This window comes from Cohnella sp. GCM10027633 (assembly GCF_042675445.1).
GTDB lineage: Bacteria > Bacillota > Bacilli > Paenibacillales > Paenibacillaceae > Cohnella.
Map to the genome: position 1 here is coordinate 441608 of NZ_JBHTGV010000004.1, position 24567 is coordinate 466174.

The 24567-nt window shown below is 61.2% G+C and carries 21 protein-coding genes; 4 read left to right on the forward strand and 17 right to left on the reverse strand.

Features of this window, described 5'->3' with window-relative positions; genetic code table 11:
- Window positions 1-38: 38 nt before the first annotated feature.
- The 5 genes from ctaG to coxB form a co-directional block, all read right to left on the reverse strand.
- Complete coding sequence (ctaG, locus tag ACFQZG_RS13300) at window positions 39-932, reverse strand: cytochrome c oxidase assembly factor CtaG (RefSeq protein WP_378153214.1); 894 nt, start codon at window positions 930-932, stop codon at window positions 39-41.
- A gap of 85 nt (window positions 933-1017) precedes the next feature.
- Window positions 1018-1335: a cytochrome C oxidase subunit IV family protein gene (locus ACFQZG_RS13305; protein ID WP_378153216.1), complete on the reverse strand. Its 318-nt coding sequence runs from the start codon at window positions 1333-1335 to the stop codon at window positions 1018-1020.
- A gap of 4 nt (window positions 1336-1339) precedes the next feature.
- Entirely contained in the window at window positions 1340-1957 is a 618-nt protein-coding gene (locus tag ACFQZG_RS13310) for a cytochrome (ubi)quinol oxidase subunit III (protein ID WP_378153218.1), read from the reverse strand.
- Window positions 1954-3759 (reverse strand): cytochrome c oxidase subunit I, encoded by a 1806-nt coding sequence (ctaD, locus tag ACFQZG_RS13315; RefSeq protein WP_378153340.1) that lies wholly within the window; start codon window positions 3757-3759, stop codon window positions 1954-1956. The genes ACFQZG_RS13310 and ctaD overlap by 4 nt, the downstream gene beginning before the upstream one ends.
- Window positions 3760-3838: 79 nt before the next feature.
- A complete protein-coding gene (coxB, locus tag ACFQZG_RS13320) occupies window positions 3839-4885 on the reverse strand; it encodes a cytochrome c oxidase subunit II (RefSeq protein ID WP_378153220.1) in 1047 nt (348 codons plus the stop codon).
- Window positions 4886-5315: 430 nt separating this feature from the next.
- Here coxB and ACFQZG_RS13325 point away from each other — a divergent pair, with 430 nt between their 5' ends.
- Window positions 5316-6050, forward strand: coding sequence for a YhcN/YlaJ family sporulation lipoprotein (locus tag ACFQZG_RS13325; RefSeq protein WP_378153222.1), 735 nt, complete (start codon window positions 5316-5318; stop codon window positions 6048-6050).
- A 12-nt stretch (window positions 6051-6062) separates the two neighbouring features.
- Here the strand turns inward: ACFQZG_RS13325 and map are convergent, their stop codons facing one another.
- From map to ACFQZG_RS13370, 9 genes are all read right to left on the reverse strand, one after another.
- Window positions 6063-6824 carry a type I methionyl aminopeptidase gene (gene map, locus ACFQZG_RS13330; protein WP_378153224.1) on the reverse strand — a complete coding sequence of 254 codons (762 nt, stop codon included), beginning with the start codon at window positions 6822-6824 and terminating at the stop codon, window positions 6063-6065.
- A 12-nt stretch (window positions 6825-6836) separates the two neighbouring features.
- On the reverse strand, window positions 6837-6983 hold the full coding sequence (locus ACFQZG_RS13335) for a hypothetical protein (protein ID WP_378153226.1): 147 nt from the start codon (window positions 6981-6983) through the stop codon (window positions 6837-6839).
- A gap of 93 nt (window positions 6984-7076) precedes the next feature.
- Complete coding sequence (locus tag ACFQZG_RS13340) at window positions 7077-7265, reverse strand: hypothetical protein (protein WP_378113462.1); 189 nt, start codon at window positions 7263-7265, stop codon at window positions 7077-7079.
- Between the two features lie 230 nt (window positions 7266-7495).
- Window positions 7496-8197: an FHA domain-containing protein gene (locus ACFQZG_RS13345; RefSeq protein WP_378153228.1), complete on the reverse strand. Its 702-nt coding sequence runs from the start codon at window positions 8195-8197 to the stop codon at window positions 7496-7498.
- Window positions 8198-8496: 299 nt separating this feature from the next.
- Window positions 8497-10164 carry a long-chain-fatty-acid--CoA ligase gene (locus ACFQZG_RS13350; RefSeq protein WP_378153230.1) on the reverse strand — a complete coding sequence of 556 codons (1668 nt, stop codon included), beginning with the start codon at window positions 10162-10164 and terminating at the stop codon, window positions 8497-8499.
- Window positions 10165-10231: 67 nt separating this feature from the next.
- A complete protein-coding gene (locus tag ACFQZG_RS13355; RefSeq protein WP_378153232.1) occupies window positions 10232-12010 on the reverse strand; it encodes an acyl-CoA dehydrogenase family protein in 1779 nt (592 codons plus the stop codon).
- 138 nt (window positions 12011-12148) lie between these two features.
- A complete protein-coding gene (locus tag ACFQZG_RS13360; RefSeq protein ID WP_378153234.1) occupies window positions 12149-13276 on the reverse strand; it encodes a thiolase family protein in 1128 nt (375 codons plus the stop codon).
- 114 nt (window positions 13277-13390) lie between these two features.
- Window positions 13391-15736: a 3-hydroxyacyl-CoA dehydrogenase/enoyl-CoA hydratase family protein gene (locus tag ACFQZG_RS13365; RefSeq protein ID WP_378153236.1), complete on the reverse strand. Its 2346-nt coding sequence runs from the start codon at window positions 15734-15736 to the stop codon at window positions 13391-13393.
- Between the two features lie 21 nt (window positions 15737-15757).
- Window positions 15758-17827 (reverse strand): (Fe-S)-binding protein, encoded by a 2070-nt coding sequence (locus ACFQZG_RS13370; RefSeq protein WP_378153238.1) that lies wholly within the window; start codon window positions 17825-17827, stop codon window positions 15758-15760.
- A gap of 225 nt (window positions 17828-18052) precedes the next feature.
- On the opposite strand from ACFQZG_RS13370, the gene ACFQZG_RS13375 reads away from it, so the two are divergent.
- On the forward strand, window positions 18053-18820 hold the full coding sequence (locus ACFQZG_RS13375; RefSeq protein ID WP_378153342.1) for an electron transfer flavoprotein subunit beta/FixA family protein: 768 nt from the start codon (window positions 18053-18055) through the stop codon (window positions 18818-18820).
- An 807-nt stretch (window positions 18821-19627) separates the two neighbouring features.
- Window positions 19628-20614: an electron transfer flavoprotein subunit alpha/FixB family protein gene (locus ACFQZG_RS13380; protein ID WP_378153240.1), complete on the forward strand. Its 987-nt coding sequence runs from the start codon at window positions 19628-19630 to the stop codon at window positions 20612-20614.
- 108 nt (window positions 20615-20722) lie between these two features.
- On the opposite strand, the gene ACFQZG_RS13385 is transcribed toward ACFQZG_RS13380, so the two are convergent.
- Window positions 20723-21910: a stalk domain-containing protein gene (locus tag ACFQZG_RS13385; RefSeq protein ID WP_378153242.1), complete on the reverse strand. Its 1188-nt coding sequence runs from the start codon at window positions 21908-21910 to the stop codon at window positions 20723-20725.
- A 97-nt stretch (window positions 21911-22007) separates the two neighbouring features.
- On the opposite strand from ACFQZG_RS13385, the gene ACFQZG_RS13390 reads away from it, so the two are divergent.
- On the forward strand, window positions 22008-22517 hold the full coding sequence (locus ACFQZG_RS13390; protein WP_378153244.1) for a hypothetical protein: 510 nt from the start codon (window positions 22008-22010) through the stop codon (window positions 22515-22517).
- A gap of 75 nt (window positions 22518-22592) precedes the next feature.
- On the opposite strand, the gene ACFQZG_RS13395 is transcribed toward ACFQZG_RS13390, so the two are convergent.
- Both ACFQZG_RS13395 and ACFQZG_RS13400 read right to left on the reverse strand, forming a co-directional pair.
- A complete protein-coding gene (locus tag ACFQZG_RS13395) occupies window positions 22593-23780 on the reverse strand; it encodes a stalk domain-containing protein (RefSeq protein ID WP_378153247.1) in 1188 nt (395 codons plus the stop codon).
- A 124-nt stretch (window positions 23781-23904) separates the two neighbouring features.
- Entirely contained in the window at window positions 23905-24465 is a 561-nt protein-coding gene (locus ACFQZG_RS13400) for a hypothetical protein (protein ID WP_378153249.1), read from the reverse strand.
- Between the last annotated feature and the right edge of the window lie 102 nt (window positions 24466-24567).

Genomic DNA, 24567 nt, shown 5'->3' on the forward strand with positions numbered 1-24567 from the left:
ACACATTGTTCATACGGCGGCGCGCGGCGACCGGCTACTTAGCCCAGCGAAGGCTCGAGAGCAGGCTCGTCGTCTCTCGCGCGCTCCCTTCGGTACCACTTCATGAACACGACGTACAGCGCCCACGAGTTGACGAATTCCTGCAACAGCTTCATGACGATACCGCCAAGCTGCTGGTCGTCCCTCGCGCTCATCATGTTGAAGAACGACGGTCCGCCGAACTTGGCGAGCACTTCCGCCGGATCGCCGGAGATGCAATACCCCATCGCCTTCGTCCACACTTCCGGATCGTTGTATACCGCGAACAGCGGCTCGCCGGCGAAGATGATCATGACGCACGCGGGCGTGAGCAGCAATCCGCCCAAGAAGATATACCCGAGGGTCATCAGCGGCGAAATTCTTCTCCATTCTTCTACCGGCAGGAAAATATGCCACCACATGATCATCGAGGATAAGAACAGCGCGATATAGACGAGACGGTGCACCGTGAAGTGCGTCATGATCCAGTCGTGATTGTCCGGCATGTGATAGAACGAGAACAGCAGAATGAACAGCGCGAGGCTGACGATCGGATTCATTAGAATGCGGAACGCTCTCCAGAACTTCGCCTTGAACATGTTCCGCCATAACCAATCCGGAATGCCGTACAGGAGCAGCGGCGGCACGAGCATGTACGCGATCGCCATATTCGTCATATGGAACGTGAACATCAAGTGGCCCATGAAGCTAAGCGGACCGCCCTGCGTCAGATAGATCAGAACCGCGGCCAAGATGAATGAAGCTTGCCGAATCCATGACACCTTGGCTCCGCCTTCGAACTTCTGCCTCCAGGGACCCACGATGAACGAATACATGACGATAACCGCCATCGTGAACACGATGAACGCCGGACTCCACAGATCTCGGAAAGAGAAATATTCCAATCCCCACATCGTAATTTCCTCCTTTCCTTAGGACTGCTTTCCGTAAAAAAAGAGAGGCGGATTGTGGCCCGCCTCTCTTCGATTCAACTCCGTATTACCACCATACCCAATAGAGCGCCATAATAACCATCGTGAAGACGATGAATACGCCGGACAAAATCGCGATGATCGGGAACAGATGTCCGCGGTCCTTCATGTGCATCCAGAAAGCCATCTGCACGAACACTTGAAGAATCGCCATTCCCACGAGAATGATGTACGTGAACGTCGTGTTGATCTCGCCCGCCGCGACTGCAGCGAAAGCGATAATCGTAAGCGCGAGCGACATCACGAAAGCGACGATATGCTTCTGAGGTCCTTCCGTTCTGTGACGCTTCGCTTGCTCGCCCGTAGCCGAATGGTTGCTCGACATGAGATTAGCCCACCTTTCCCATCAAGTACACAACGGTGAAGATGAATACCCATACGACGTCGATGAAGTGCCAGTAGATCGCCGATACGTAAATTTTCGGTGCCGTAACGGTCGTAAGGCCCTTCTTGTAGATTTGCGCGATAAGCAATCCGATCCACAGGACGCCGAACGCGACGTGCGCTCCGTGGAAGCCGACCAGCGTGTAGAACGAGGAGCTGAACGCGCTTGTCGTGAAGCCATGGCCTTCGTGCACGTAGTGATAGAACTCGTAAATCTCAAGGCCCAGGAAGCCGAGACCCAGAAGAATCGTGATGATCAACCAGTTGACCATCGCGGTCTTCTTATGCGCGTGCAGAGCTTGAACCGCGAACACGCTCGTCAAGCTCGACGTCAGCAAGATCATCGTGGCCAGGAATACCAATGGAAGCTGGAACAGCTCGGACGGAGGCGGTCCGTCCATAATGTTATGACGCAGAGCCAGGAACGCGGAGAACAACGTTCCGAACAGGACGGTTTCCGCGCCGAGGAAGATCCAGAAGCCGAGAATCTTGTTGCGACCCTCTAGCGTCGCCGTCTCCGGCTGGTGCGGCAAATGTCCGTCAGCGTGATCGTGCGCGCTCATGCGTGCACCCCCTTGTCCTGATCTTCCGGCTCGATATGGAAGCCGTGATCGTCGAATACGGAGCGAAGGAACATGCAGGCGAACGTTACGAGCAGTCCGGCGCCGCCGACGTAGAGATTATCGTACATGAAGCCGTAGCCGGCAATGAACAATCCGATGCTCATGATGAGCGGAAGAATCGAAGGCGAAGGCATGTGGATCGGACCGACCGGTTCTGCCGGCGTCATCTCCGTCTTGCCGTCCATCTTCTCTTTCCACCAAGCGTCGTAACCGCGAACGAGCGGAGTCTGCTTGAAGTTGTACTCGGGCGGCGGCGATGGAATCGTCCACTCGAGCGTACGTCCGTCTTCCCATGCGTCAGCCGGCGCGTTGCGAGGCTTCGCCCACGTGATGAAGATGTTCAGCAAGAACGCGATCGTACCGATACCCATCAGGAACGCGCCGATCGAGCTGACCAGGTTCATTGTGTCGTAGCCTTGGCCAGGCAAGTACGTGAATACCCGACGCGGCATGCCGAGCAAGCCAAGGAAGTGCTGGATGAAGAACGTTAGGTGGAAGCCGATGAAGAACGTCCAGAACGTGATTTTGCCCAGTCCTTCGTTAAGCATTCGCCCGAACATCTTCGGCCACCAGTAATGCAAGCCGGAGAAGATGCCGAAGATCAAGCCGCCTACGATAACGTAGTGGAAGTGAGCGACGACGAAGTAGCTGTCGTGATACTGGAAGTCCGCGGGAGCGGATGCCAGCATAACGCCGGTTACGCCGCCCATAACGAACGTCGGGATGAATCCGATCGCGAACAAGCTAGCCGTCGTGAAGCGGATCGAACCGCCCCACAGCGTGAAGAGCCAGTTGAAGATCTTGACCCCGGTCGGAACCGCGATCAGCATCGTGGCGATGGAGAACAGGCCGTTCGCGACCGGACCGAGACCCGTCGTGAACATATGGTGAGCCCATACCATGAAGCCGAGGAACGCGATCAGGACGGTCGCGAATACCATCGAGCTATAACCGAACAACCGCTTGCGGGAGAACGTGCTGACGACTTCGGAGATAACGCCGAACGCCGGCACGATCAGGATGTATACTTCGGGGTGACCGAATACCCAGAAGATATGTTCCCACAATACCGAGTTGCCTCCGTTGCCGGTTTCGAAGAAGTTCGCGGCGAACAGCCGGTCGAACATGATCGCGACCAGACCGACCGTCAGAACCGGGAAGGCGAATACGATCAGCGCCGCCGTGATGAAGATCGTCCAAGTGAACATCGGCATGCGCATGAAGGACATGCCCGGCGCGCGCATGTTGATGATCGTCGCCATGAAGTTGATGCCCCCGAGGAGCGTGCCGATACCGGCGATCTGAAGACCGATGACGTAATAATCGACCCCGTGCCCCGAGTTGTAGGTCGGACCGGCCAGCGGCACGTATGAGGTCCATCCCGCATCCGGCACCGCTCCCGCGAACCAGCTCAGGTTCAACAGCAAGCCGCCGAAGAAGAACGTCCAGAAGCCGAGCGCGTTCAGGAACGGGAACGCGACGTCGCGCGCGCCGATCTGAAGCGGAATGACCGCGTTCATCAGGGCGAACAAGAGAGGCATCGCCGCCAAGAAGATCATCGTGGTGCCGTGCATCGTAATCAATTCGTTGAATGTGTCAGCGGAAACGACGTCGTTCATCGGTTTCATTAACTGAACCCGGATAACGATCGCTTCCAAGCCGCCGATCAGGAAGAAGAACAACCCTGCAATCATGTACAGAATGCCGATCTTCTTATGGTCGACGGTCGTAAGCCAATCCATCAAGCCCGTATAGCGCTTGACGCTATGCCCGTGTGCGTGTGCAGACAAGACCGCGTACCCCCTTCAAATTCCCGCAAGATTAGTAATCGAGTTTGTATTCCGACAAGTATTTCGCGATGCCGTCGATCTGCTCGTCCGTCAGATCCACCGTAGGCATCGTGTTGCCCGGCTTGACTTCTTGCGGATCCTTGATCCAGTCATGCAGGTTTTCTACCGTCGTTTTGTCGCCCTCTTGCGCATCCTTGACGATGTCCGAGTTGTACAAGATACCCGCGATCGTCTGGCGATTGCCGATGCCCGTCAGGTTCGGCGCGGAGTTGCCGCCCTTCTCGCCTACCGCGTGGCAGGACAAGCATTGCGCGTTGAACGTTTCCGCGATTTCCGGATCCGCAGGCATGGACGCAGGCGCTTTCATCGCCGCGAGCCACCGATCGAACGAATCTTGGCTGACGGCCTTCGCTTTGAAATCCATCAGCGCGTGGGAAGGTCCGCAGAGTTCCGCGCACTTGCCCCGGAACACGCCTTCCTTCGGGAATTCCAAGAACATCTTGTTGGTCAGACCCGGGTTATTATCCATCTTGCCGCCGATCGCCGGAATCCAGAACGAGTGCTTCACGTCTGCGGCGACGAGCTCGAATTGGATTTTTTTGCCGGTAGGAACGATCAATTCTTGCGCGGTCGTAATGCCGTAATCCGTATATTCGAATTCCCACCAGTATTGGTGCGCCGTTACTTTCACTTGCACGGCGTTCTGGTCGTTCGAATAATCCTTGGCGAGTCCGAAAACGTGTTGGATCGTCGGTACGCCGAGAATCAGAAGCAACACGAGCGGAATGACCGTCCAGATGATCTCGAGCGTGTGGTTGCCCTCGACCTGTTTCGGAATCGTCTTGTCGCCCTTCTTGCGGCGGAACTTGATCAAGACGTAGATACAGATGGCGAACACGACGACGACGACCAGAGTCATAATGCCAATGGACAGTTTCATTAAATCGAATTGCGTCTCGGCCACCGGCCCTTGCGGGTTAAGCGTCGAGAGGTCTTCTCTTCCGCACGCCGACAAAATCAGCATTACGCCGGCCATGAGCGGAAGCAGCCTTTTCATTACGTGCCACCGATTCATCATATCAACCCCAATTTGACGTTTTCATAGATAGCGTTATCTAGGCTTGTTCAAGCGCTATCTATATGTACACGGATGCAAGCCAAAACCGCCGTAGCCGTTCTTCGAGCACTCTAATAAATATAAAGATTGTTCCGCCTTGTTGTCAATGTTCACAGGACAGTTCACAAATTGTTCTCAAAACTGTCAAAAACGCCGTCGTTATAGGGTTTTTGAACGTTTTTGCCCATCGCGCGATCCCCTCCTGACGGTTCGTCCGAACATTTGTCTCGAGTCGATTCGACAAGTCGCGCGAATCGTCCTTCCCTTCTCTTTTTGCCAATCGCACCTGCTTTTATGTATGGGTCGCGCCGCATAGTTTTCCGCTTGCGGTAAACGCTATGCATAGCGATCTCGCGCAATCTTCGCCAACACCGTTCAGGGGGTATCCGTTATGAACACGTCTCGCCGCTTGCCGGCCGTGCTTGCCGCCATCGTCATCGTCTCGTTGCTCGGCGCCTGCAATTACAAAGGCCATTATCAGAAAAGCAATTACGACTATGCAAGCCGGGCGAATAACGATCCGAAAATGATGCGCGTGCGTTCGTACGGTCCCACGACGGGCAATCCGAAGCAGCACGACAATAAATATTTCGAATACAGCGCCGACGTATCCAATAAAGTCGCCGCTCTGCCCGGCATCAATACGGCGATCGTCTTCTTGACCGACAAGAACGCGTACGTGGCCATCCTGACCGACTGGACGGCGACCGGAACGAGAGCCCGCGGCGGACATAAGGTGCGCGAGCAAGACAACACCGGTACGACGGAAGGCGTGTACAACGTCGCGAACGGCAGCTCGAAGTGGGACAACCGTCAAGTGTCCACGCCGTATAACTCTTATTTCTCCCATAAAGACTACACCGACCTGTCCACCGAACTCCGTCAGGTCATCGGCGACGCCGTGCGCTCGATGCATTCCCGCGTGCAGGAGGTGCATATCTCGGGCAACCGGGAATACGTGAACCAATCGCTCGAATTCGCCAAGGTCGCCTGGGCCAACAAGTCGCTCGCCGAGCTGACCCCGAGGTTCAACACGCTTGTCCGATATATCTTCGACAACGGCAACGAGATTCCGCTGCCTCTGGGCGACGAGAAGAACGAAGACCAGAAGCTGCCGAATCACTGATGCCGGGCCGTATTATTTCGTCAGGATGAGCGGACCGTCCGCCGTGACGGCGACCGTATGCTCGAATTGGGCGGCCCAGCCGCCCTTTTCCGTCATGATCGACCAACCGTCTTCCTTCATATAGATATCCGCGTCTCCGATCGTCAGCATCGGTTCGATCGTGACGACCATGCCCTCGCGCAGGCGAACGCCTTTGCCCGGCTGGCCGACGAAGGGGATCTCGGGCGGCTCGTGCATCGCCCTGCCGATGCCGTGACCGCCGAATTGACTGATGACGCCGAAGCCGCCGGCCTCCGCGATCAATCGCACCTGCTCGGCGATGTCGCCGAGCGTGCGCTTGGGCCGGGTCTCCGCGATCCCGTTCATCATCGCCCGGTAAGCCGCCGACCGAAGCTTCGCATGCTGCGGCGATACGTCGCCTACGGCATACGTCCAAGCCGTGTCCGCCATCCACCCGTTCAGCTCCACGACGAAGTCCAGCGTGACCAGATCTCCGTCCCGCAACGGCCGGTCGTCGGGCAGCCCATGGCAGACGCAGTCGTTGACCGCCGCGCAGATGGCATAGGGGTAGCCGTGGAACCCGATCTGAGCCGGGTAGGCTCCTCTCTTCGCCATATATTCGTCCGCGAACCGGTTCAGCTCCAGCGTCGTAACGCCCGGCTTCACCCGCCTGCCCAATTCGCGCCGGAGCTTGGCGGCGAGCCTGCCGGCGACGGCAAGCCCGGCGATCTCCTCCTTCGTTCGAATCGCGATCCCGCTTTTTCCGCCCGCCACAGCCATTCCTCCTTAGCCGATATCGACGCTCAAGCTAGCGATATAGCATACGCAGGCGGCGATCAGCAGGATCGTCGCCCCGATGACGCGCATGTGCATCCCATCCCCCGCCTTCGCCGCCGGAATGTTATATTGTATGCGGCGCGCCCGCGCGGACAAGCACGGAAATCGCGTATATTATATAGAAAAAAAAGAACCGCCACGCGCGGGACCTGACGGTCCGGCGAGTGTCGGCTCATACTGCGCCCGCGCTCATGAGGCGGGCGTATTTAACTTGACCAGCTCCCGTTCGACGAGTACGGTCAATTCGTCTTCGTATCCTCCGGTAATTCTGTACTTGCGAATATAATCCTTCACGAACTTGCGCGGATCCTTGGGGCGGAAAATTCTAGTCAGTTCTCGCAAACTTTCCTGAACTTCATTGTGGCTGCGTTTGGCCATGCAATTCCCTCCCAGCGGAATGGATACCGGGCTATCAAACTCCCGGAACGGAATTTGTGTTACGCCACCCGGAGAACCCATTCGGGTTCGTCCTGCACCAATATTCAATTCGGTCACCGCATGCCTGCGACATTATATCCTGCATTTTCTGATTATACCATTTTACGGACAGGTGTTAAAGCCTAACCTTTGCATTCGATCCGCCTAATAATGGAAACGGGACGTTCCGCTTATTCGCCCGTCTTCACTTCGAACAGATGCTGGGCGCCGGATAAGGAGAACCTCTCCCCGTCGCGCAGCTCGTACAGCTTGCCGGGTATCAACCGGACGCCGTCGGCCAAGAACGTGCCGTTCGAGGAGCCGTGATCCTCGAGCAGGAATACCCGTTTGTCCGCGTCGTACCGCACGGTGCAATGCTTCCGGCTCACTTCTCCCGATTCGTACGGAAACACGACGCCGCATTGGACCGAGTCTCTGCCGATAAGCAGCCGGCGATTCAGCAGCCTGTAGCTGGCCCCCGCATGCTCGCCGTCGATGCCGCACAATCTCGGTTCGCCGGCAACCGCCGGTTCGGCCGTATCCGGCGAGGCCAATATTTGCGTGACGGGTATCGTATAATCGGTTAACGTATCGTCCGCTTCGTCGTCTTCTTCGTACGTCGAATCGGAGCCTTTGCCATCGTCCGAATAAGTTTCCTGCGACGAATCGGCGTCCTCGCCGGGCGACACTCTCATCTGACCCGCGAACGCCTTTCCCTTGGCGGTCATCTGCAGGAACGCGATGACGGCGCCGACCGCGACGGCGATGCCGATGCCGAGCGCGGCAAGAAGCGGAAGCGTGCCGACGGTCACTTGGGCCGTGGACGTGGACATCGAGCCCGCCGCGGCCGCTTGCGCCGGCGCCGCGATCAGCCCGAGCAGCATGATGGGCATTCCGTATGCCCTGGGTGCACGATGTTCGCGAAGAAGCCGCCTTCCCCGCAACCTGATGCGACCCCTCCTCTCTATTCGGCTATTCCGACTCTCCGTCAACGTGAACACCTCCGTTCGATCCGCCCGCGTTTCATATTGTAAACGCTTTCTTCATTATACAGCATGCACATCTTATTTGCAGTCACATGCACCTAGTATAGCGAAATCGGATGTTTCGTTCAACGAAGCCGTCCCAAATTTTAGCATTAATTAAGGTTGTCTTCCTCCTTGATTAAATTGACTCTTCGTCGGGCTCGACTTTACTCACCCTTCAACTTCCGCCGCAGCACCTTGCCCACGATCGATTGCGGGAGACTGTCCCTGAACTCGTATATTCGCGGCACCTTGTAAGCGGCGAGCCTATCTCGGCACCACCGGTCGAACTGCATCTCGGAAGCTTGCCAGCCATCCTTCAGCACGATATAGGCTTTCACCGTCTCGCCTCTGTATTCGTCCGGAACGCCGAGCACCGATGCCTCCTTCACGGCCGGATGCTCGAACAGCACCTCCTCCACCTCTCTCGGATAGACGTTGAAGCCGCCCGCGATGATCACGTCCTTCATCCGGTCCATAATCGTGAAGTATCCTTCGTCGTCCATCGTGCCGAGATCGCCCGTGCGCAGCCAGCCGTCTTGAAGCACCGCGGCCGTCTCCGCGGGTCTTCCCCAGTACCCGGCCATTACTTGCGGTCCTTTGACCGCGATCTCTCCGAGCTCTCCGACCGGCAACGGCTCCAGACTGTCCGGACCGACGACGCGGGCCTCCGTATCGGGCAACGGGACGCCGATCGTCCCCGTCTTGCGCTTGCCCCTTAGCGGATTGCAATGGGTGACCGGGGACGCCTCCGTCAAGCCGTACCCTTCCGTCAGCTTGCCCCCGGACAGACGCTCGAACCGGTCTTGCACCTCCCTCGGCAAAGAAGCCGCGCCGCTGACGCATACGCGGATGGAACCGAGATCGGCCTCGTTCAGGCGAGGATCGTTCATGATCGCGATATACATCGTCGGCGCGCCGGGGAACACCGTCGGACGGCGGCGCCGAATCGCGGCGAGCACCATCTGCGTGTTGAACCGGGGCACAAGCACTAGCGTGCCCGCCATATGGACGCTCTGGTTAAGCAGCACGGTCAGTCCGAACACGTGGAACAGCGGCAAGGCGGCCAGATAACGCTCCTTCCCCCGCTCCATGCCGGCGCACCATGCCGCGACCTGCAGCGTGTTCGCGATCAAGTTGGCATGCGTGAGCATGACGCCCTTGGGCTTGCCCGTCGTCCCCCCCGTATATTGAATCATGGCGAGATCTTTGCCTGCGTCTACGGTTACGTCGATCGGCGCTTCGCTGCTTCGGCTCAGCCAACGCGACCAGCGCAGGACGCCCCCTCGGCCGTAATTCACCTTCAGCTTCGGATACTCCTTGCGGCGCTTGATCGGATATAGCAAGCTCTTCGGCCACGGAAGCGCGTCCGCGAGCGACGTCGCGACGACGTGCTCGAGCGGCGTGCCTTGGCGCGCCTCGCTTACGCGGGGCACGAGAAGGTCGAGAACGACGAGAACGCGCGCCCCGGAGTCGATCAGCTGATTGTGCAGCTCCCGCTCCGTATAGAGCGGATTCGTCTGCACGACCGTCGCCCCCGCCATCAACGCGCCGTAATACGCGATGACCGCCTGCGGGCAATTCGGCAGCATGATCGCGACCCGGTCTCCATTCGCGACGCCGAGAGATCGGAGTCCGCCCGCCAATCTGCGGCATTGTCCGAGCAGCTCCGCGTAGGTCGTCGTTCTCCCCAGGAAATCCAACGCTTCATGGCGCGGATAGGCAGCCGCCGCTTGAAGCAGCAGATCGGCGACGTTCTGTTCGGGATACGCGATCGTCAGCGGTACGTCCAGAGGATAATAACGGAGCCACGGATTGCCGGCGATATCGCTCATGGGGATTCGCTCCTTTAATCCTTAAGTGCGCGTTCGAAAAGTCCGGTTAGCGGCTGTGAGTAAGCCGTCATGATCCGACGTATTGTTCTGCGGATATGACGCGGGCGGCTATCCTCCGGCGAAGCGCCGTCACGTCTCCCGGATCCAGCTTCAGCAGCCTCTTCAGTACGGATAATTGCAAGCGCAGCGATTCGCCCTTCGCCAAGCCGGCCAGCAGCTGTCTCGCCCGCCTTCCCGCGCTCTCGAGCGCTTCCTCCGCGAACAGCGACGTCATGTCCGCCATGTGTTCGGCCTTGCCCGGATCGGTTTCCTCCCGCTTCCGCGTCCGCAGCAGCGCGCTCTCGAGCGCATACACTTCGATCATCGCGTCGGCGAGCGAGGCGACGATCTCCTGCTCCCGGTCCATGCGGAGCCCATGCGTCTGAATCGCGAGGCCGCCTACCATCAGGAACGTCTTCTTCAGCGCCGACACGATCGCCGCGGGCTTGGCGAGGGGGTCGTTCGGCAGAGGCGCGGACAACGTCGGATGGAGCAGCTCCTGCTGCACCTCCTGAGCTTTGGCGATCAGCGGCAGCTCTCCCTTCAACGCGCGCCTGATCAGCGTGGCGGGAATGAGCAGCCGATTGATCTCGTTCGTCCCTTCGAAAATCCGGTTAATGCGCGAGTCGCGGTACAGCCGTTCGATCTTGTATTCTTGAATGTAGCCGCAGCCGCCGTGAATCTGGACGCCTTCGTCGACGACGCGGTCCATCGCTTCGGAAGCGAACACTTTGTTGATCGAGCACTCGATGGCGTATTCGGCGATCGCCTTCGCCGCTTCGATGCCGCCCAGCGGTCCGTCCAGATCGGCATTCGACAGCGATTCGTCGAGCAGCCCGGCCGTCCGGTACACCGCGCTCTCCGTCACGAACGTCAGCGCGTTCATGTCCGCCAGCTTCGCCCCGACGAGCGGAAATGCCGAGATCGGCTTGCCGAACTGCTTGCGCGTATTCGCGTAGGCCGCCGAAAGGCCGATCGCTTCTTTCATTCCGCCGATGCAGCCGGCCGCCAGCTTGAAGCGTCCGATGTTCAGAATGTTGAACGCGATCAGGTGGCCTTTGCCGACTTCGCCGAGCAAGTTGCCTGTCGGAACGAGGGCGTCCTCGAAGAACAGCGGCCGGGTGGACGAGCCTTTGATGCCCATCTTGCGCTCCTCCGGACCGATCGAGAAGCCCGGCGTATCCCGCTCCACGATGAACGCGCTGAAGTGCGCGCCGTCGACCTTCGCATAGACGATGAACACGTCGGCGAAGCCGGCGTTCGTGATGTACTGTTTCGATCCGTTAAGCAGGTAATGCGTTCCGTCCTCGGACAACGTTGCCGTCGTGCGCGCGCCGAGCGCGTCCGAACCCGAGCCGGGCTCCGTCAGGCAATACGCCGCGATCTTCTGTCCGGACGCGAGATCGGGAAGCCAGCGTCGCTTCTGCTCCGGCGTGCCGAAGAACACGATCGGCAGCGTTCCGATGCCGGTGTGAGCGCCGACGGTCAAGGCGAACGACGACGCCGGCGACAGCGTCTCGGCGAGCAGCGTCGTGCTGGCTTTGTCGAGCCCGAGCCCTCCGTAGGCTTCGGGCACGTCCGCGCCGAGCAAGCCGTTCTCTCCCGCCTTGCGCAGCAGCTTAACGGTCAGCTCGTAGTCCAGCTTCTCGATCTCCTCGTCTTGCGGCGCGATGTCCCGCTCCACGAACGCGCGCACCGCGTCCGCGAGCATGCGCTGTTCTTCCGAGAAATCTTCCGGCGTAACGACTCGCTTCGGATCGGCATCCTCCACGGTGAACCTTCCGCCTCCCCATACCGACCTAGCCATCGCGAGCCACCTCCTTCTCCTGCATGCTAGGAATCGGTTGCACGCATGATGCCTTGCGCAATCCGTCATGTATGCGAAAAACCGACTATAATTCGAGCATTCGAGCGTGCTTCGCACGTCCCTGCGACTTCACCCCGTCTAAATGGCCTCGAACACGCCGGCCGCTCCCATGCCCCCGCCCACGCACATCGTCACGACGCCGTAACCGCCGCCGAGCCGCAGCAACTCGTGCAGAAGCGTCACCGTCAGCTTCGCGCCCGTGCAGCCGAGCGGATGGCCGAGCGCGATCGCGCCGCCGTTCACGTTCACGAGCTCCTCGTCGATATCGAGCCGGTGGATGACGGGAATGCATTGGGCGGCGAACGCTTCGTTGATCTCCCATAGCGACACTTGCTCCGTGCGGATGCCCGCCAGCTTGAGCGCCTTCGGCACCGCCTCGATCGGTCCGAGCCCCATGATCTCCGGCTGCACGCCGGCGACCGCGTACGAGCGGAACATCGCGAGCGGCCGGGCGCCGAGCCGCGTCGCCCGTTCTCGGCTCATGAGCACGAGCGCGGCAGCGCCGTCGCTGAAGGGCGAAGAATTGCCCGCCGTCACCGTGCCTCCTAGCGCGAACGAAGGACGCAGCGCCGCCAGCTTCTCCTCGGTCGTATCGGCGCGAACGCACTCGTCCGCGGACACTCCGGCGAACGGGACGATCTCGTCTGCGAACCGTCCGACCGCCGCGGCCAGCGCCGCCTTCCGATGACTGCCGACCGCATACCGGTCTTGCATCTCCCGGGATACCCGGCAGCGCTTGGCGACGAGCTCCGCCGTGTGACCCATCCCCATGTAAGCCGCGGGCAGCTTCTCCAGCAATCCGGGATGCGGCGATAGCTTGAAGCCGGTCATCGGCACGCGGCTCATGCTCTCCACGCCGCCGGCGACGACGACTTCGGCGGCGCCGCTGACGATCGCGGCGGCCGCTTGCGAGATCGCCTGCAGCCCGGACGCGCAGAACCGGTTGACGGTGACCGCCGGCACCGAGACGGGAAAGCCCGCGTGCAGCGCGATGAGCCGGGCGACGTTCAAGCCTTGGTCGCCCTCGGGCATCGCGCAGCCGAGCACGACGTCGTCGACGTCGGACGACTTCAAGCCCGGCACCCGGGCGACCGCTTCCTTCAACGCCGCCGCTCCCAGATCTTCCGGCCTCGCTTCCGCGAAGCCGCCCTTCTTGCCGCGGCCAACCGCGGTCCTTACGGCCGATACGATCACCGCTTCTCTCATGGCGATTCCTCCTTCCTGGTTCGTTGACGCTATCGCATAGCTCTAGTCGCCGAATTTCCGTCACTCTTGCTCGCTAACGCCATCACATAATGCTAATTGCCGAATGTCCGCCGCCTAGTTCCGCAACGGCTTCCCCGTCGCCAACATATGCCGCATCCGATCCTGCGTCAGCTTCTCCCCGCATAAGCTAAGGAACGCTTCCCGCTCCAGATCGAGCAGCCGCTGCTCCGGAACGGCCGTCCCCGCCGGCACGTCGCCGCCGCTCAGCGCATGCGCCAGCTTGCCGGCGATCTTCGCGTCATGGTCGGTGATATACCCTCCCCTGCGCATCGATTGCACGCCCAGCTTCATGACCGCCGCCGCGTCCCGCCCGCCGACGACCACGTTGCGGTTCGCCTCCGGCGCCGCGTAGCCGAGCCGATCCAGCTCCAACACCGTCCGCTTCGCCTCCGCGATCCGCGACTCCTCGCGCAGCACCGCCTTATCTCCCGGCCGCCAATAGCCGAGACGCTTCGCGCCGTGCGCGCTGTCCGAGACCTTCGCCATCGCGATCGACTCGAATAACGCCGTCAAAGGCGAGCGAACGTCGTCCAGTCCCGCCTCCTCCGCGCGATCCGCAGCGAGCGCGGCCGCCGCCAAGCAGCCTCCTCCCGCCGGCACGAGTCCGACGCCCGTCTCCACGAGCCCGAAGTACGTCTCCGCGGAGAAGACGATCCGGTCCGCGGGCAAGCAAGCTTCTACTCCTCCCCCCAGCGTCATCCGGTGCGGCGCCGCGACGACCGGCCGCGCCATCGTCCGCAACCCCCGCATGCTATCCTGAAAATCCCGAATGATCAGATCGATGTCGTCCCATTCCTCGTTCTCCGCTTCCATTAACAGCAGCATCAGGTTCGCGCCCACGCAGAAGTTACGGCCCTCGTTGGCGATGACGAGCCCCCGCCAATTCCGCTCCGTCTCCCCCGCCGCGCGGCGAATGGCCGCGAGCACGCCCGGACCGATCGCGTTGCTCCGGGAATGGAACTCCAGGCACGCCACCTCGTCGCCCAAGTCGATCAGGCTGGCCCCGTCTCCCGCGAACACGACCTTGCCGCCTTCCTTCAACCGCCTGAGCGATATGTCGTCAGGCTCTTGTTCGACCTCCCGATAGACTCCTTTCGCATATTGGAACAAAGCTCCGTCCCGAGCCGCATAGAACGACTTTTCTCCTTTGTCGAGCAACGACGCGACGACCACGGGCACCGGCTTGCCCCGTTCCTCCAGCGAAGCCGCCAACGTCTCGAGCCCCAGCGCGTCCCACGTCTCGAACGGTCCCTGCTCCCAATTGAACCCCCACCGCATCGCCCGATCGATCTCGCTCGGCGTATCCGCGATCTCTCCGAGCTTCTCCGCCGCGTAGATCAAAGAATCTTCCAGCACGTCACGCGCGAACGCCGCCAGCCGGTCTTCCCCGGCGTCCGCCGCCTGCAGCAACGCCCGCAGCTTGCCCGTCGTCCCTTTCGCCATGCCTGCGGCCTCGAGCGCGGGCGAGCTCACCCCCGCGCGCGGCACATAGCTCATCGACATGACGTCCAACGCCTGAATCCGGTCTCCAACCGCCTCCTTGCTTTTCCGGTAAAATCCGCTGCCGCTCTTCTCCCCCAAGCTCCCTTGCGCGACGAGCGCCTCCACGATCGGTGGCGCGGCGAACGCCGCCGCTTCGACCGCGTCTTCCGCGTTCTCCCGGACGTTGCGGCACACGTGCAGGAAGGTGTCGAGCCCGACGAGATCGAGCGTGCGGAACGTCGCGCTCTTCGGCCGCCCCATGAGCGGTCCGGTAACCGCATCGACCTCCTCGACGGTCAGTCCGTGCTTCTCCATCGCCCGCAGCGTGGCGAGCATCGCGTACGTGCCGATCCGGTTCGCGATGAAGTTGGGCGTGTCTTTGGCGATTACGACCCCCTTGCCCAGCCGGTTCCGGCAGAAATTCGCCACCTCCTTGACCAGAGTCGGATCCGAGTCGCGACAAGGCACGATCTCGACGAGCTTCATATACCGCGGCGGATTAAAAAAATGGGTAACGACCGCGTGTTTCCGCATCTCCTCGCCGCAACCGGATACGATCGCCTCGATCGACAAGCCCGACGTATTCGTGCTGACGACGATGCCGGGTTTCCATGCCGAAGCGATCCGCTCCCATACCGCATGCTTCACGTCCAACCGCTCCGATACCGCCTCGATGATCCAATCGCAATCCGAGAGCGCGGCGATATCAAGGTCCAGCTCGCCGGCCGTAAGCCGCGACGCGAGAGCAGGGTCGTAGAGCGGCGAAGGCTTCGTCTCCTTCAGCCGCGCTATCCCTCTTGCCGCCAATCCTTCCAGGTCGAGCAGCAGGCAGCGTATGCCCGCGTTCGCCAGATGGGCGGCGATCGCCGATCCCATGACGCCCGCTCCGATGACCGCCGCTTTTCGTACGTTCCACACGCCGCATCCCTCCTTCCGTTCTTACGGCTCCAGCACGGACATCGCCAGCAGCTCCGCGACGTCCATCGCCCCGGTCCGTTCCTCCGCGCCGTGCTTCCGAAGCCCTTCCTCCATCATCGTCAAGCAATACGGGCACGAGGAGCCGATCAGCTCCGCCCCCGTCGCGAGCGCTTGCGCCGTTCGCACCTCGTTCACCCGGCGTCCCGGCTCTTCGATCCACATCCTTCCGCCGCCCGCGCCGCAGCACAGCCCTTGCTTGCCCGATCGCTCCATCTCCTTCAACGCGAGGCCCGGTATGGCCGCCAATATCGCCCGAGGCGCCTCGGTTATGCCGTTGTACCGCGCCAAGTAGCACGAATCGTGCAACGTCGTCGTCCGGACGACCGGCCTGCGCGGTACAAGCTTCCCGGAAGCAAGCAACTCCGCGAGCATCTCCGTATGGTGCTTCACCTCCCCTTCGAACCCGAAGTCCCGATACTCGTTGCGAAAAAGATGGTACGTATGCGGGCACGTCGTGACGATCCGCTTCACGCCGTACCGCCCGAACGTCTCCACGTTGCTTCTGCACAGCTCCTGGAACAAGTACTCGTCGCCGAGCCTTCTCGGCGTATCGCCCGAATTGCGCTCCTCCGTCCCGAGAACGGCGAACGAGACGCCGGCTTCCCTGAGCAGCTTCGCGAACGCGTACGTCACCGCTCTTGCCCTCAGGTCGTACGCCCCCATGCTGCCGACCCACCAGAACCATTCCGCCTTCGGGTTATCCCGGATCGTCGGTATGCGCCACCCTTCGCGCGCCGCGAAAGCGTCCATCCAAGCCGCTCGCTCCTGTCGCGGGAACCCCCACGGATTGCTCTGGCGATCGATGTTCTGCAGCGTGCGCTTCGCCTCCGGCGGCATCCGCCCTTCCGTCAGCACGAGATACCTGCGCATCTCGATCAGCGGCGTCAATTGCCGGTTGCCGACCGGGCAACGCTCCTCGCAGGCGCGGCACGTCGTGCACGACCACAGCTCCTGTTCCGTAATGACGTCGCCGATCAAGGAGGGGGCTGCTGCGGTTTCGTCCCGTGCCATCCATCCCGCCGATTGCCACGCCATCGTCGGACGGATGTCCATGCCGGCCCCGGCGACTGCGGCAGGGGCGGGGGCTACCGTCGCCGGGGCGAACGCCTTGCCCTTGTCGAGCAGCGAATCCCTCAGCTTCGTCATCAGGTGCATCGGAGACAGTCCTTTGTCCGTGTTCGACGCCGGACAGACGTCCGTGCATCGCCCGCATTCCACGCAGGCGAACAGGTCCAGCCGCGTCGCGCGCGTCAAGTCCGACAGCTCGTTCATGCCGAACTTCTCTGCGCTCTCGTCCTCGAGATCGAGCGGCGTCATAGTCGGCGGACCCTGAGGCCGGAACAGCCAATTCACCGGAGCGGTCATGAGGTGAAAATGCTTCGACAACGGCACGTAGACGAGAAATCCGAGCAACAGCGCCAGATGCGCCCACCACGCCGCTTCGTACCCGTACTGCGGATATCGGGCGGCATCGGACAAAGCGTCCAACGCGGCCGCCAGCGGAGACGTCAACGGCGCGCTCGCCGATGCTTCCCGTCCGTCCCGCAGCCGGTCGAACGCGAGCGTAAGCGCTACCGAAATCATCAACGCCGTAATCCAGAACAGGACGAGCGCGGGCTTCCAGCCTTTGGGGAGTCTCGCCAAGCGGCTCGCGTACCGGCGGTATGCCGCATATGCGACCGCCGCGACGACGAGCAGCACCGTCGTTTCTTGCACGAATCCGAACCATTCGCCCTCCAAGAAAGGAAGCGAACGGCCGCTCAAGCCTTTCGCGATAATGTCCAACGCGCCTAGCTGCAACGCGATGAACCCATAGAACAACACGAGGTGCATGACGCCGCTGCGGCGATCCTGCAGCAGCCGCCGATGACCGAATACTTGACCGCCTGCCTCCGTCGCGCGCTTCCAGGTCAGCTTCATCCGCCCGTCCGGCTTGCCGGCCATAATCAACCGCGCGCGGCCGGCCGCGATCCATGCGAACAGACCAACGCCAAGCCCCGTCGCCGCCAGGAATATCCACCCGTTAATCATGTCCTTCACCTCGCTGCCGCGAAGCCGCGCGTCTTCTGAACCGGGCGGTTCCGTCATAAGCATTAGTAAAAGTCGACATCGTCCGTTACTCGTAAATTTATTCGCCGGCCGCCTACCCATATGCCCGAATCGGCAAAAAAGGACACGTTAGGCCTCCCGAAAGCCCGCGCAACGGCACTTTCCGCTATGCGCGCGCCGGGGAGAACGAGAGAGAAGGTGAACGGGATGGATATCATCGTGCTGCTTAAATCCGTCATCGCGACGGATGAACCGATCCGGGTCGTTAACGGCAGCGTCGACGACCGGTCGACGAAACGAACGATCAATCCGTACGATGAATACGCGCTCGAGGAAGCGCTCCGGATCAAGGAAGCGCAAGGAGCGACGGTCACGGCGCTGTCGCTCGGCGGAGACGCCGCGCCGGAAGCGCTCCGGACGGCGCTCGCGATGGGAGCCGACGAAGCCGTCTGGATTCGCGCCGAGACGGACGGGCTCGACGAATACGCGGCTTCGGCGTTGATCGCGAGCGCGCTTCGGCAGCGCTCCTGCGATCTCGCGTTCGCCGGGCATCTGTCCGTCGATAACGGGGCCGGCCAAGTCGCCATCCGCGTGGCGGAATTGCTGGGCTGGCCTCACGCGGGCGCGATTACCGCCTGCGAGATCGACGGCGGCGTCGCGCGCGTGACGCGGGACGCGGAAGGGGACAGCGAGCGGTGGGAGGTGCCGCTGCCGGCGGTGCTGACGGCGCAGCAAGGGTTGAACGAGCCGAGGTACCCGGCTCTCGCGGGCATTATGAAGGCGAAGCGGAAGCCGCTGGCGGAGCTGGCGCCGGATGCGCTCGGCGGCGCCGCGGCGGCGCGCTCCGAGCGGCTCGCGTGCGAGGCGCCGCCCGCTCGGCCGGCGGGCCGGAAGCTGGCCGGCTCGCCGCGGGAGCAGGCGGCGGAGTTGCTCGAGCTGCTGCGGGGCGAAGCGAAGGTGCTGGAGCGCGGGTGAGGCGAATGTGTTGGAACGCGGGTGAGGCGGGGTTCTGCGCGTGGATAGGCGCGTAGATAGGCGTGGTGGTGACGCTGCAGCGGTACCTCGTACCGTTACAGCGGCGGAGTCGCATGTTTTGCGGGCTGCAGCGGCGCCTCATACCGTTAGAGCGGCGAATTCTCGCGCATGTGAGCTGCAACGGTACCTCGTACCGTTACAGCGGCGGAGTCGCATATTTGCGGGCTGCAGCGGCACCACGTAACGTTAGAGTGGCGAAGTCGCGCGGCTGCAGCGGTACCACGTACCGTTACAGCGGCGAAGTCGCAAGATTGCTCGCTGCTGCGGTACCACGTACCGTTACAGCGGCGAAGTCGCAAGATTGCTCGCTGCTGCGGCGCCTCGTGCAGTTACAACGTTGAAGTCGCACGGTTGCTCGTTGCAGCGGCGCCTCATACCTTTACAGCGGCGAAGTCGCACGGTTGCGCGCTGCTGCGGCACCTCGTACCGTTACAGCGGCGAAGTCGCGTGGTTGCGGGCTGCTGCGTTACAACGTACCGTTACAGCAGCGAAGTCACGTGGTTGCAGGCTGTAGCGTTACAACGTACCGTTACAGCAGCGAAGTCACGTGGTTGCAGGCTGTAGCGGTGCCTCATACCGTTACAGCGGCGAAATCGCGTGGTAGCAGGCTGTAGCGGTGCCTCGTACCGTTACAGCGGCAAATACTTTCGCGCATGCATTGGAGTTCGTAGATTAAGAGGTTGAAGAGAGGTCGAAGTTGACCCCAACGTCGGCGCATTCCACTTATTCAACGGAGGTGAGCAACCGATGAAACAGCACGTGGTCGTCGCGGAATGCCGCGACGGGAAGCTGCGGCGAGTCTCGCTGGAAGCGATCGCCGCAGCGCGGCAGTGCATGTCGGACGGCGACGCCCTCGCCGTCCTGCTGCTGGCCGGCGGCGCGACCGACGCCGCCGAGGCAACCCCGCTGGCGCGGCGCGGCCCGGACGAGGTGATCGTGATCGATCACCCCGTCCTCTCCCGCTACGCGCCCGACACCTACGCCGCCGCCCTGCAAGCCGCAGCGGCGGCGCTAACTCAACCGCCCGACGCGTGGTGGCTCGGCCACACCGCGATCGGGCGCGACCTTGCCCCGCGGCTCGCCGCCCGCCTCGGGGCAGGCATGATCTCGGACGCGATCGCCGCCGCCATCGGCGACGACGGACGCGTGCGGTTCACGCGCGCGCTGCACGCGGGCAAAGCGCTGGAGCAGCGTGCTTTGCTGCCGGGCGCCCCTTGGGTCGTCACGGTGCGCCCGAACAACTTCCCGCCCGCCGCCGAAGGCGACGGACCTGCCGCGCCGATCCGCGGCGCGCCCTTCGACCCGCCGCCGACGCTCGTTCGCGTGCTCGACGTCGCGCGGCGGGCCACGGCCGCCGTCGACTTGACGGAGGCCCGCGTCATCGTCGCCGGCGGCCGCGGCGTCAAGAGCGCAGCCGGCTTCGCCCCGCTGCAAGAGCTGGCCGGCTTGCTCGGCGGCGCCGTCGGCGCGTCCCGAGGCGCCTGCGACGCCGGCTACTGCGACTACGCGCTTCAGATCGGCCAGACCGGCAAGACGGTGACGCCGGACCTGTACGTCGCCTGCGGCATTAGCGGCGCGGTGCAGCATCTGGCCGGCATGAGCCGCTCGCGTGTCATCGTCGCCATCAACAAGGACCCCGAAGCGCCGATCTTCACCGTCGCCGACTACGGCATCGTCGGCGACTTGTTCGAGATCGTGCCGCTGCTGATCGAAGAACTCAAAAATTCGTCATAACGCTTACTTCCCGAATCACCCCGACTCCTTACGCAACAAAGGCTGCTTCCCGCACGATCGCCAATGGCGATCTTTGCGGAGGAAGCAGCCTTTATGATCATCATCCGATTACAATTGCTCGCTATGCAGCGTCATCGTCTCCGGCGCGAGCAGCCATTTTCCGTCGATTTTCCGAGCTTCGTTCGTCAAAGTGACCCGCATCTTCGTCTGCTGTCCGCTAACCGTCACGTCCGTCAAGATCGTCGCAAGCAACGTCGCCTGATCGGAGCCGTCGTAGCCGACGATCGCCGAGCGTTCGACCGCCGCCTTGGAGTCGATGACCGCGTACATCCGATCCAGCTCTTGCTTCACTTGCTCGAGCAGAGGAGACGCGATCAACGTCGCCAGGAACGCGTCTACGTCCTCATCGTTGTTGGCCTTCACTTGGTTGCCAAGCGTAGCGACGATTGCATTCTTCTCGGTGTCCGGAATCTCGACCGCTTGATCGAACAATCCGGATACGCTCTTGACCTCCGCCGAGAGCGCCTCGATCGCGTAGATGAGCCAGCTGCCGTCCGCGGACTTCTCGAACGTATAGCGAGTTACCGTCGTATTGTCCGGGAAGAAAGCGCCGCTCAGCTTCACCGTCTCGTCGTAGACTCTAACAACCGCTTCTTCGTCCGAGTAGTACTCGACCATCTTCTTATGGAACGTCGTACGCGTCTTCGTCTTCTTCCATTCGTCCTGCAGCGCCTTCACGTCGACCTGCGCGTCCGGCGCGAACAGAGCCGCAAGCCCGGTCGTGTCCCCGGCGGCTTCCAGCAGCTGAAGCTTGTTGAAAGGAGCGTACAGAGCGGCGCGCTCCGCCTCGCTCGGCCCTTCGTAAGTCAGCGTAGCTGTCCGCGTCGGCTTATCCCACCCGACGCTATATCCCGACAAGGACGCGATGAACCGCAACCCGAGCAGCAATCGTCCGTCTTGCTGCAACAATTCGCCCGCGGCGTTCACCGGCGCCCCGTTCACGAATGTTCCGTTGCCTAACGTGGACAACTGAATCTCGCGATCCTCGGATGTCGCGTACACGTAGACAGGTTCGTCCGCTTCGATCTCCACCGCGTAACCGAGCGTCTTCAGCAACTCTTCCGCGTCGATGTACGTCTTGTTGTTGACGATCGTCGGCGCCTTGCCGAACGAGATCGCCTTCCCGTCGATAACGACGTTGACCGGTTGCTGCGGCTTGGCACTCGCCGCCGACGCCGTTCCCGCCGCCGCGAACATCAATACGGCCGCGATAACGACTGACATTGCTTTTCTCACGACTAAATCCCCCATTCGTCCGTTTGGTTACTCCCTATTAACCCTACCATATTTTACAATAGGTTAATAGAATAGAATCCAGAGGGAGGAAATACCCATGACACCGAAGTTGATCGTCCTTTCGTTCGTTCTGTTCATCGTCATAGGACTCTCTTGGAACCAACCCGCTTCGGCGCTCTCTTGCGCGCGAGCAGGATCCGAATACGATGAATTCAAGTACAGCTCGATCGTGTTCTCGGGTACGGCCCTGAGCTCGAATGACGGGGTGGATCCGGTTCGTTATCGCGTCGAGCGAATATGGAAAGGGAACGCGGAAGACATCCGGGATGGCATTCTCGTCGGCAACATGTGGTTGGGAGTGGAGAAGGGCAAGCATTACTTGATGTTCGCGAACGTGATCGGCGGACGATGGACGGCGAACCTATGCGGCAACTCCAAGCTCTTGTCCGACGCTTGGAATCCGCAAGAGCAGGACGAGACGTTCGGAACGGAGGGCACCCGCCTGCACGACCGACCCCCGCAGTCGATCGCCTGGTTCTCCGCGGTCGCGATACTCGCGCTGGCTGTCTTCACGCTCGCCGCGAAGCGCCGCAATCGGCGGAGATGACCTCAACTAGAAAAAAAAAGCCTCTTTCCAAGGAGATCGCCTGGCATCTCCCGGAAAGCGGCTTTTTCCGCTGCGTTATAATTGCTCCTGAACCAACGTCAACGACGGCTCCGCGCTGAACAGCCATTTGCCGTCGACCTTCTCGACGGCGCTCGTCAGCGTCGTGCGAACCTTTACCTTCTGACCGCTTGCCTCCACGTCCGCCGTCATCGTCGACAGCAACGTTGCCTTGCCCGCGCCGTCGTATTCGACGATCGCCCAACGATCCACCGCGACGACCGAGTTCGCCGCCGCGAACATTTGCTCCAATCCTTGACGCGTCTCCTCGTTCAACGGCGAAGGCGCCATCGTCGCCATGTAAGCATCGATGCTCTCCGCGTTGTTCGCTTTCGCTTGATCCTCCAGCAACTTGCCGATCGCCGTCTTGTCCGCTTCCGGAATCGTCTCGACCGCTTGCTCGAACAAGCCCGGCACGTTCGTCACGACCATCTCGACCGGCTCGACGTCGTACAGCTTCCAGTTGCCGTCTTCCGCCTTGCGCAGCGTATATCTAATCTTCGCTTTATTCTCCGGGAAGAACTTCCCGCTCACCTTCGTCGTCTCGTCGTAGACGAACACGACCGCTTCGTCCGCCGAATACGATTCGACCATCTTCTTGTGGATCGTCGTCTTCGTCTTCAGCTTCGTCCACTCGTCCTGCTGCGCCTTCACGTCGACCGGCGTATCCTTGGCGAACAGCGCCGCCAGTCCCGTCGCGTCTCCCGCAGCTTCGAGCAGCAGCAGGCGATCGAATACGCCTAACAAGTCGCTTCTCTCTTCCGCCGTCGGAAGCTCGCTCGCCAGCAACGCCGTACGCGTCGGCTTGTCCCATCCGACGCTGTATCCCGCGAGCGTGGCGATGAACCTTAATCCGATCAACGTCCGTCCGTCTTGCTCGATCAGCTCGCCGGTGCTTTCCGCCGTCAAACCGTTCACGATGGCGATATCGCCGGCCGCGGACATTTGAATCTCGCGATCCTCCGAGGACGCGTACACGATTCCCGTCGCCTCCTCGATCTCGAACGAGAAGCCTAGCGTCTCTAGCAATTGTTCCATGTCTATGTACATCTTGTTGCCGACGAGCGACGGCGCCGATTCGAATGAAACCGACTTTCCGTCGATCGAGACGTGCACCGGCTGAACGTTTCCGCCGGCCGCGGAAGCCGTTCCGGCCGCGGCGAACGTCAGTACCGCCGCGATAATGAAGATAAGTGCCTTTTTCACGATCAGAATCCTCCGAATCTATGTTTGGTTGTTCTCTATTAGAACATCCATATTTTACATGCGCGAGGAAATTCTCACAATGCACTTTAGCGGAATTTTAACATGCCGCTTAACCGATCCCGCCCTACAGCAGCTCCCTCAAATCCGCCAGCGAAGGCTTCTTCAGCTTCACCTTGATCTCCCCGACGCCCCAATCGATCTTCTCGATCTTGAGCGGCTTCGGCAGCTCGTCGCCGAGCGGAATGACGAAGCCGGACACCGAAGACTTCGGCAGCGAGATCGACTTGATCTTCGCCTCCTCGACCGTCGCGACGATGTTCGGAGCCTCCCACTTCAGACGGTAGACGATGCGCAGCGAGGACGGCACGAGATCCTTCCATAGCACGTTCAAGTCGGCGATCAGCAGCTCCCCGATCAGCGCGAACTTCGCGCCCTTCACCTCGACGTCGGGCTGCACGTGGGGATCTTCCGCCAGCTCGCCCTTCAGAATATCGTTCACGTCCGACTCGGTCACGATCATGTCGAGCGACATCCGCTTCGCCATGTCGAGCGCGCGCTCCCGGATCGGCACCTTCCCGTAAGTCAGATCGAGCGCCTGGCTCGGCTTAATATAATACAGTCCCGCGACGGCGGCGATGACCGCGACGATGATGAATACGAACAGTCCGATGATGAATTTCCGCAACGTATCCGCCACTCCTTCCCAGATTGAACTGACGATTGACAAGCGCGCGCCGGAGGCGTATAACAGGAGTTACATTCCTAGACGGGAACGCGTCTTCCGCAA

Bases quoted from the DNA above. Each gene is read 5' to 3' on its own strand.
- ACFQZG_RS13340 (WP_378113462.1), bottom strand. From the start codon at position 7,265: ATGGCCAAACGCAGCCACAATGAAGTTCAGGAAAGTTTGCGAGAACTG.
- ACFQZG_RS13355 (WP_378153232.1), bottom strand. From the start codon at position 12,010: ATGGCTAGGTCGGTATGGGGAGGCGGAAGGTTCACCGTGGAGGATGCC.
- ACFQZG_RS13305 (WP_378153216.1), bottom strand. From the start codon at position 1,335: ATGTCGAGCAACCATTCGGCTACGGGCGAGCAAGCGAAGCGTCACAGA.
- ctaD (WP_378153340.1), bottom strand. From the start codon at position 3,759: ATGGATTGGCTTACGACCGTCGACCATAAGAAGATCGGCATTCTGTAC.
- ACFQZG_RS13350 (WP_378153230.1), bottom strand. From the start codon at position 10,164: ATGAGCGATATCGCCGGCAATCCGTGGCTCCGTTATTATCCTCTGGAC.
- ACFQZG_RS13360 (WP_378153234.1), bottom strand. From the start codon at position 13,276: ATGAGAGAAGCGGTGATCGTATCGGCCGTAAGGACCGCGGTTGGCCGC.
- ACFQZG_RS13375 (WP_378153342.1), top strand. From the start codon at position 18,053: ATGGATATCATCGTGCTGCTTAAATCCGTCATCGCGACGGATGAACCG.
- ACFQZG_RS13370 (WP_378153238.1), bottom strand. From the start codon at position 17,827: ATGATTAACGGGTGGATATTCCTGGCGGCGACGGGGCTTGGCGTTGGT.
- ctaG (WP_378153214.1), bottom strand. From the start codon at position 932: ATGTGGGGATTGGAATATTTCTCTTTCCGAGATCTGTGGAGTCCGGCG.
- ACFQZG_RS13345 (WP_378153228.1), bottom strand. From the start codon at position 8,197: ATGCCCATCATGCTGCTCGGGCTGATCGCGGCGCCGGCGCAAGCGGCC.
- ACFQZG_RS13380 (WP_378153240.1), top strand. From the start codon at position 19,628: ATGAAACAGCACGTGGTCGTCGCGGAATGCCGCGACGGGAAGCTGCGG.
- ACFQZG_RS13310 (WP_378153218.1), bottom strand. From the start codon at position 1,957: ATGAGCGCGCACGATCACGCTGACGGACATTTGCCGCACCAGCCGGAG.
- ACFQZG_RS13325 (WP_378153222.1), top strand. From the start codon at position 5,316: ATGAACACGTCTCGCCGCTTGCCGGCCGTGCTTGCCGCCATCGTCATC.
- coxB (WP_378153220.1), bottom strand. From the start codon at position 4,885: ATGATGAATCGGTGGCACGTAATGAAAAGGCTGCTTCCGCTCATGGCC.
- ACFQZG_RS13390 (WP_378153244.1), top strand. From the start codon at position 22,008: ATGACACCGAAGTTGATCGTCCTTTCGTTCGTTCTGTTCATCGTCATA.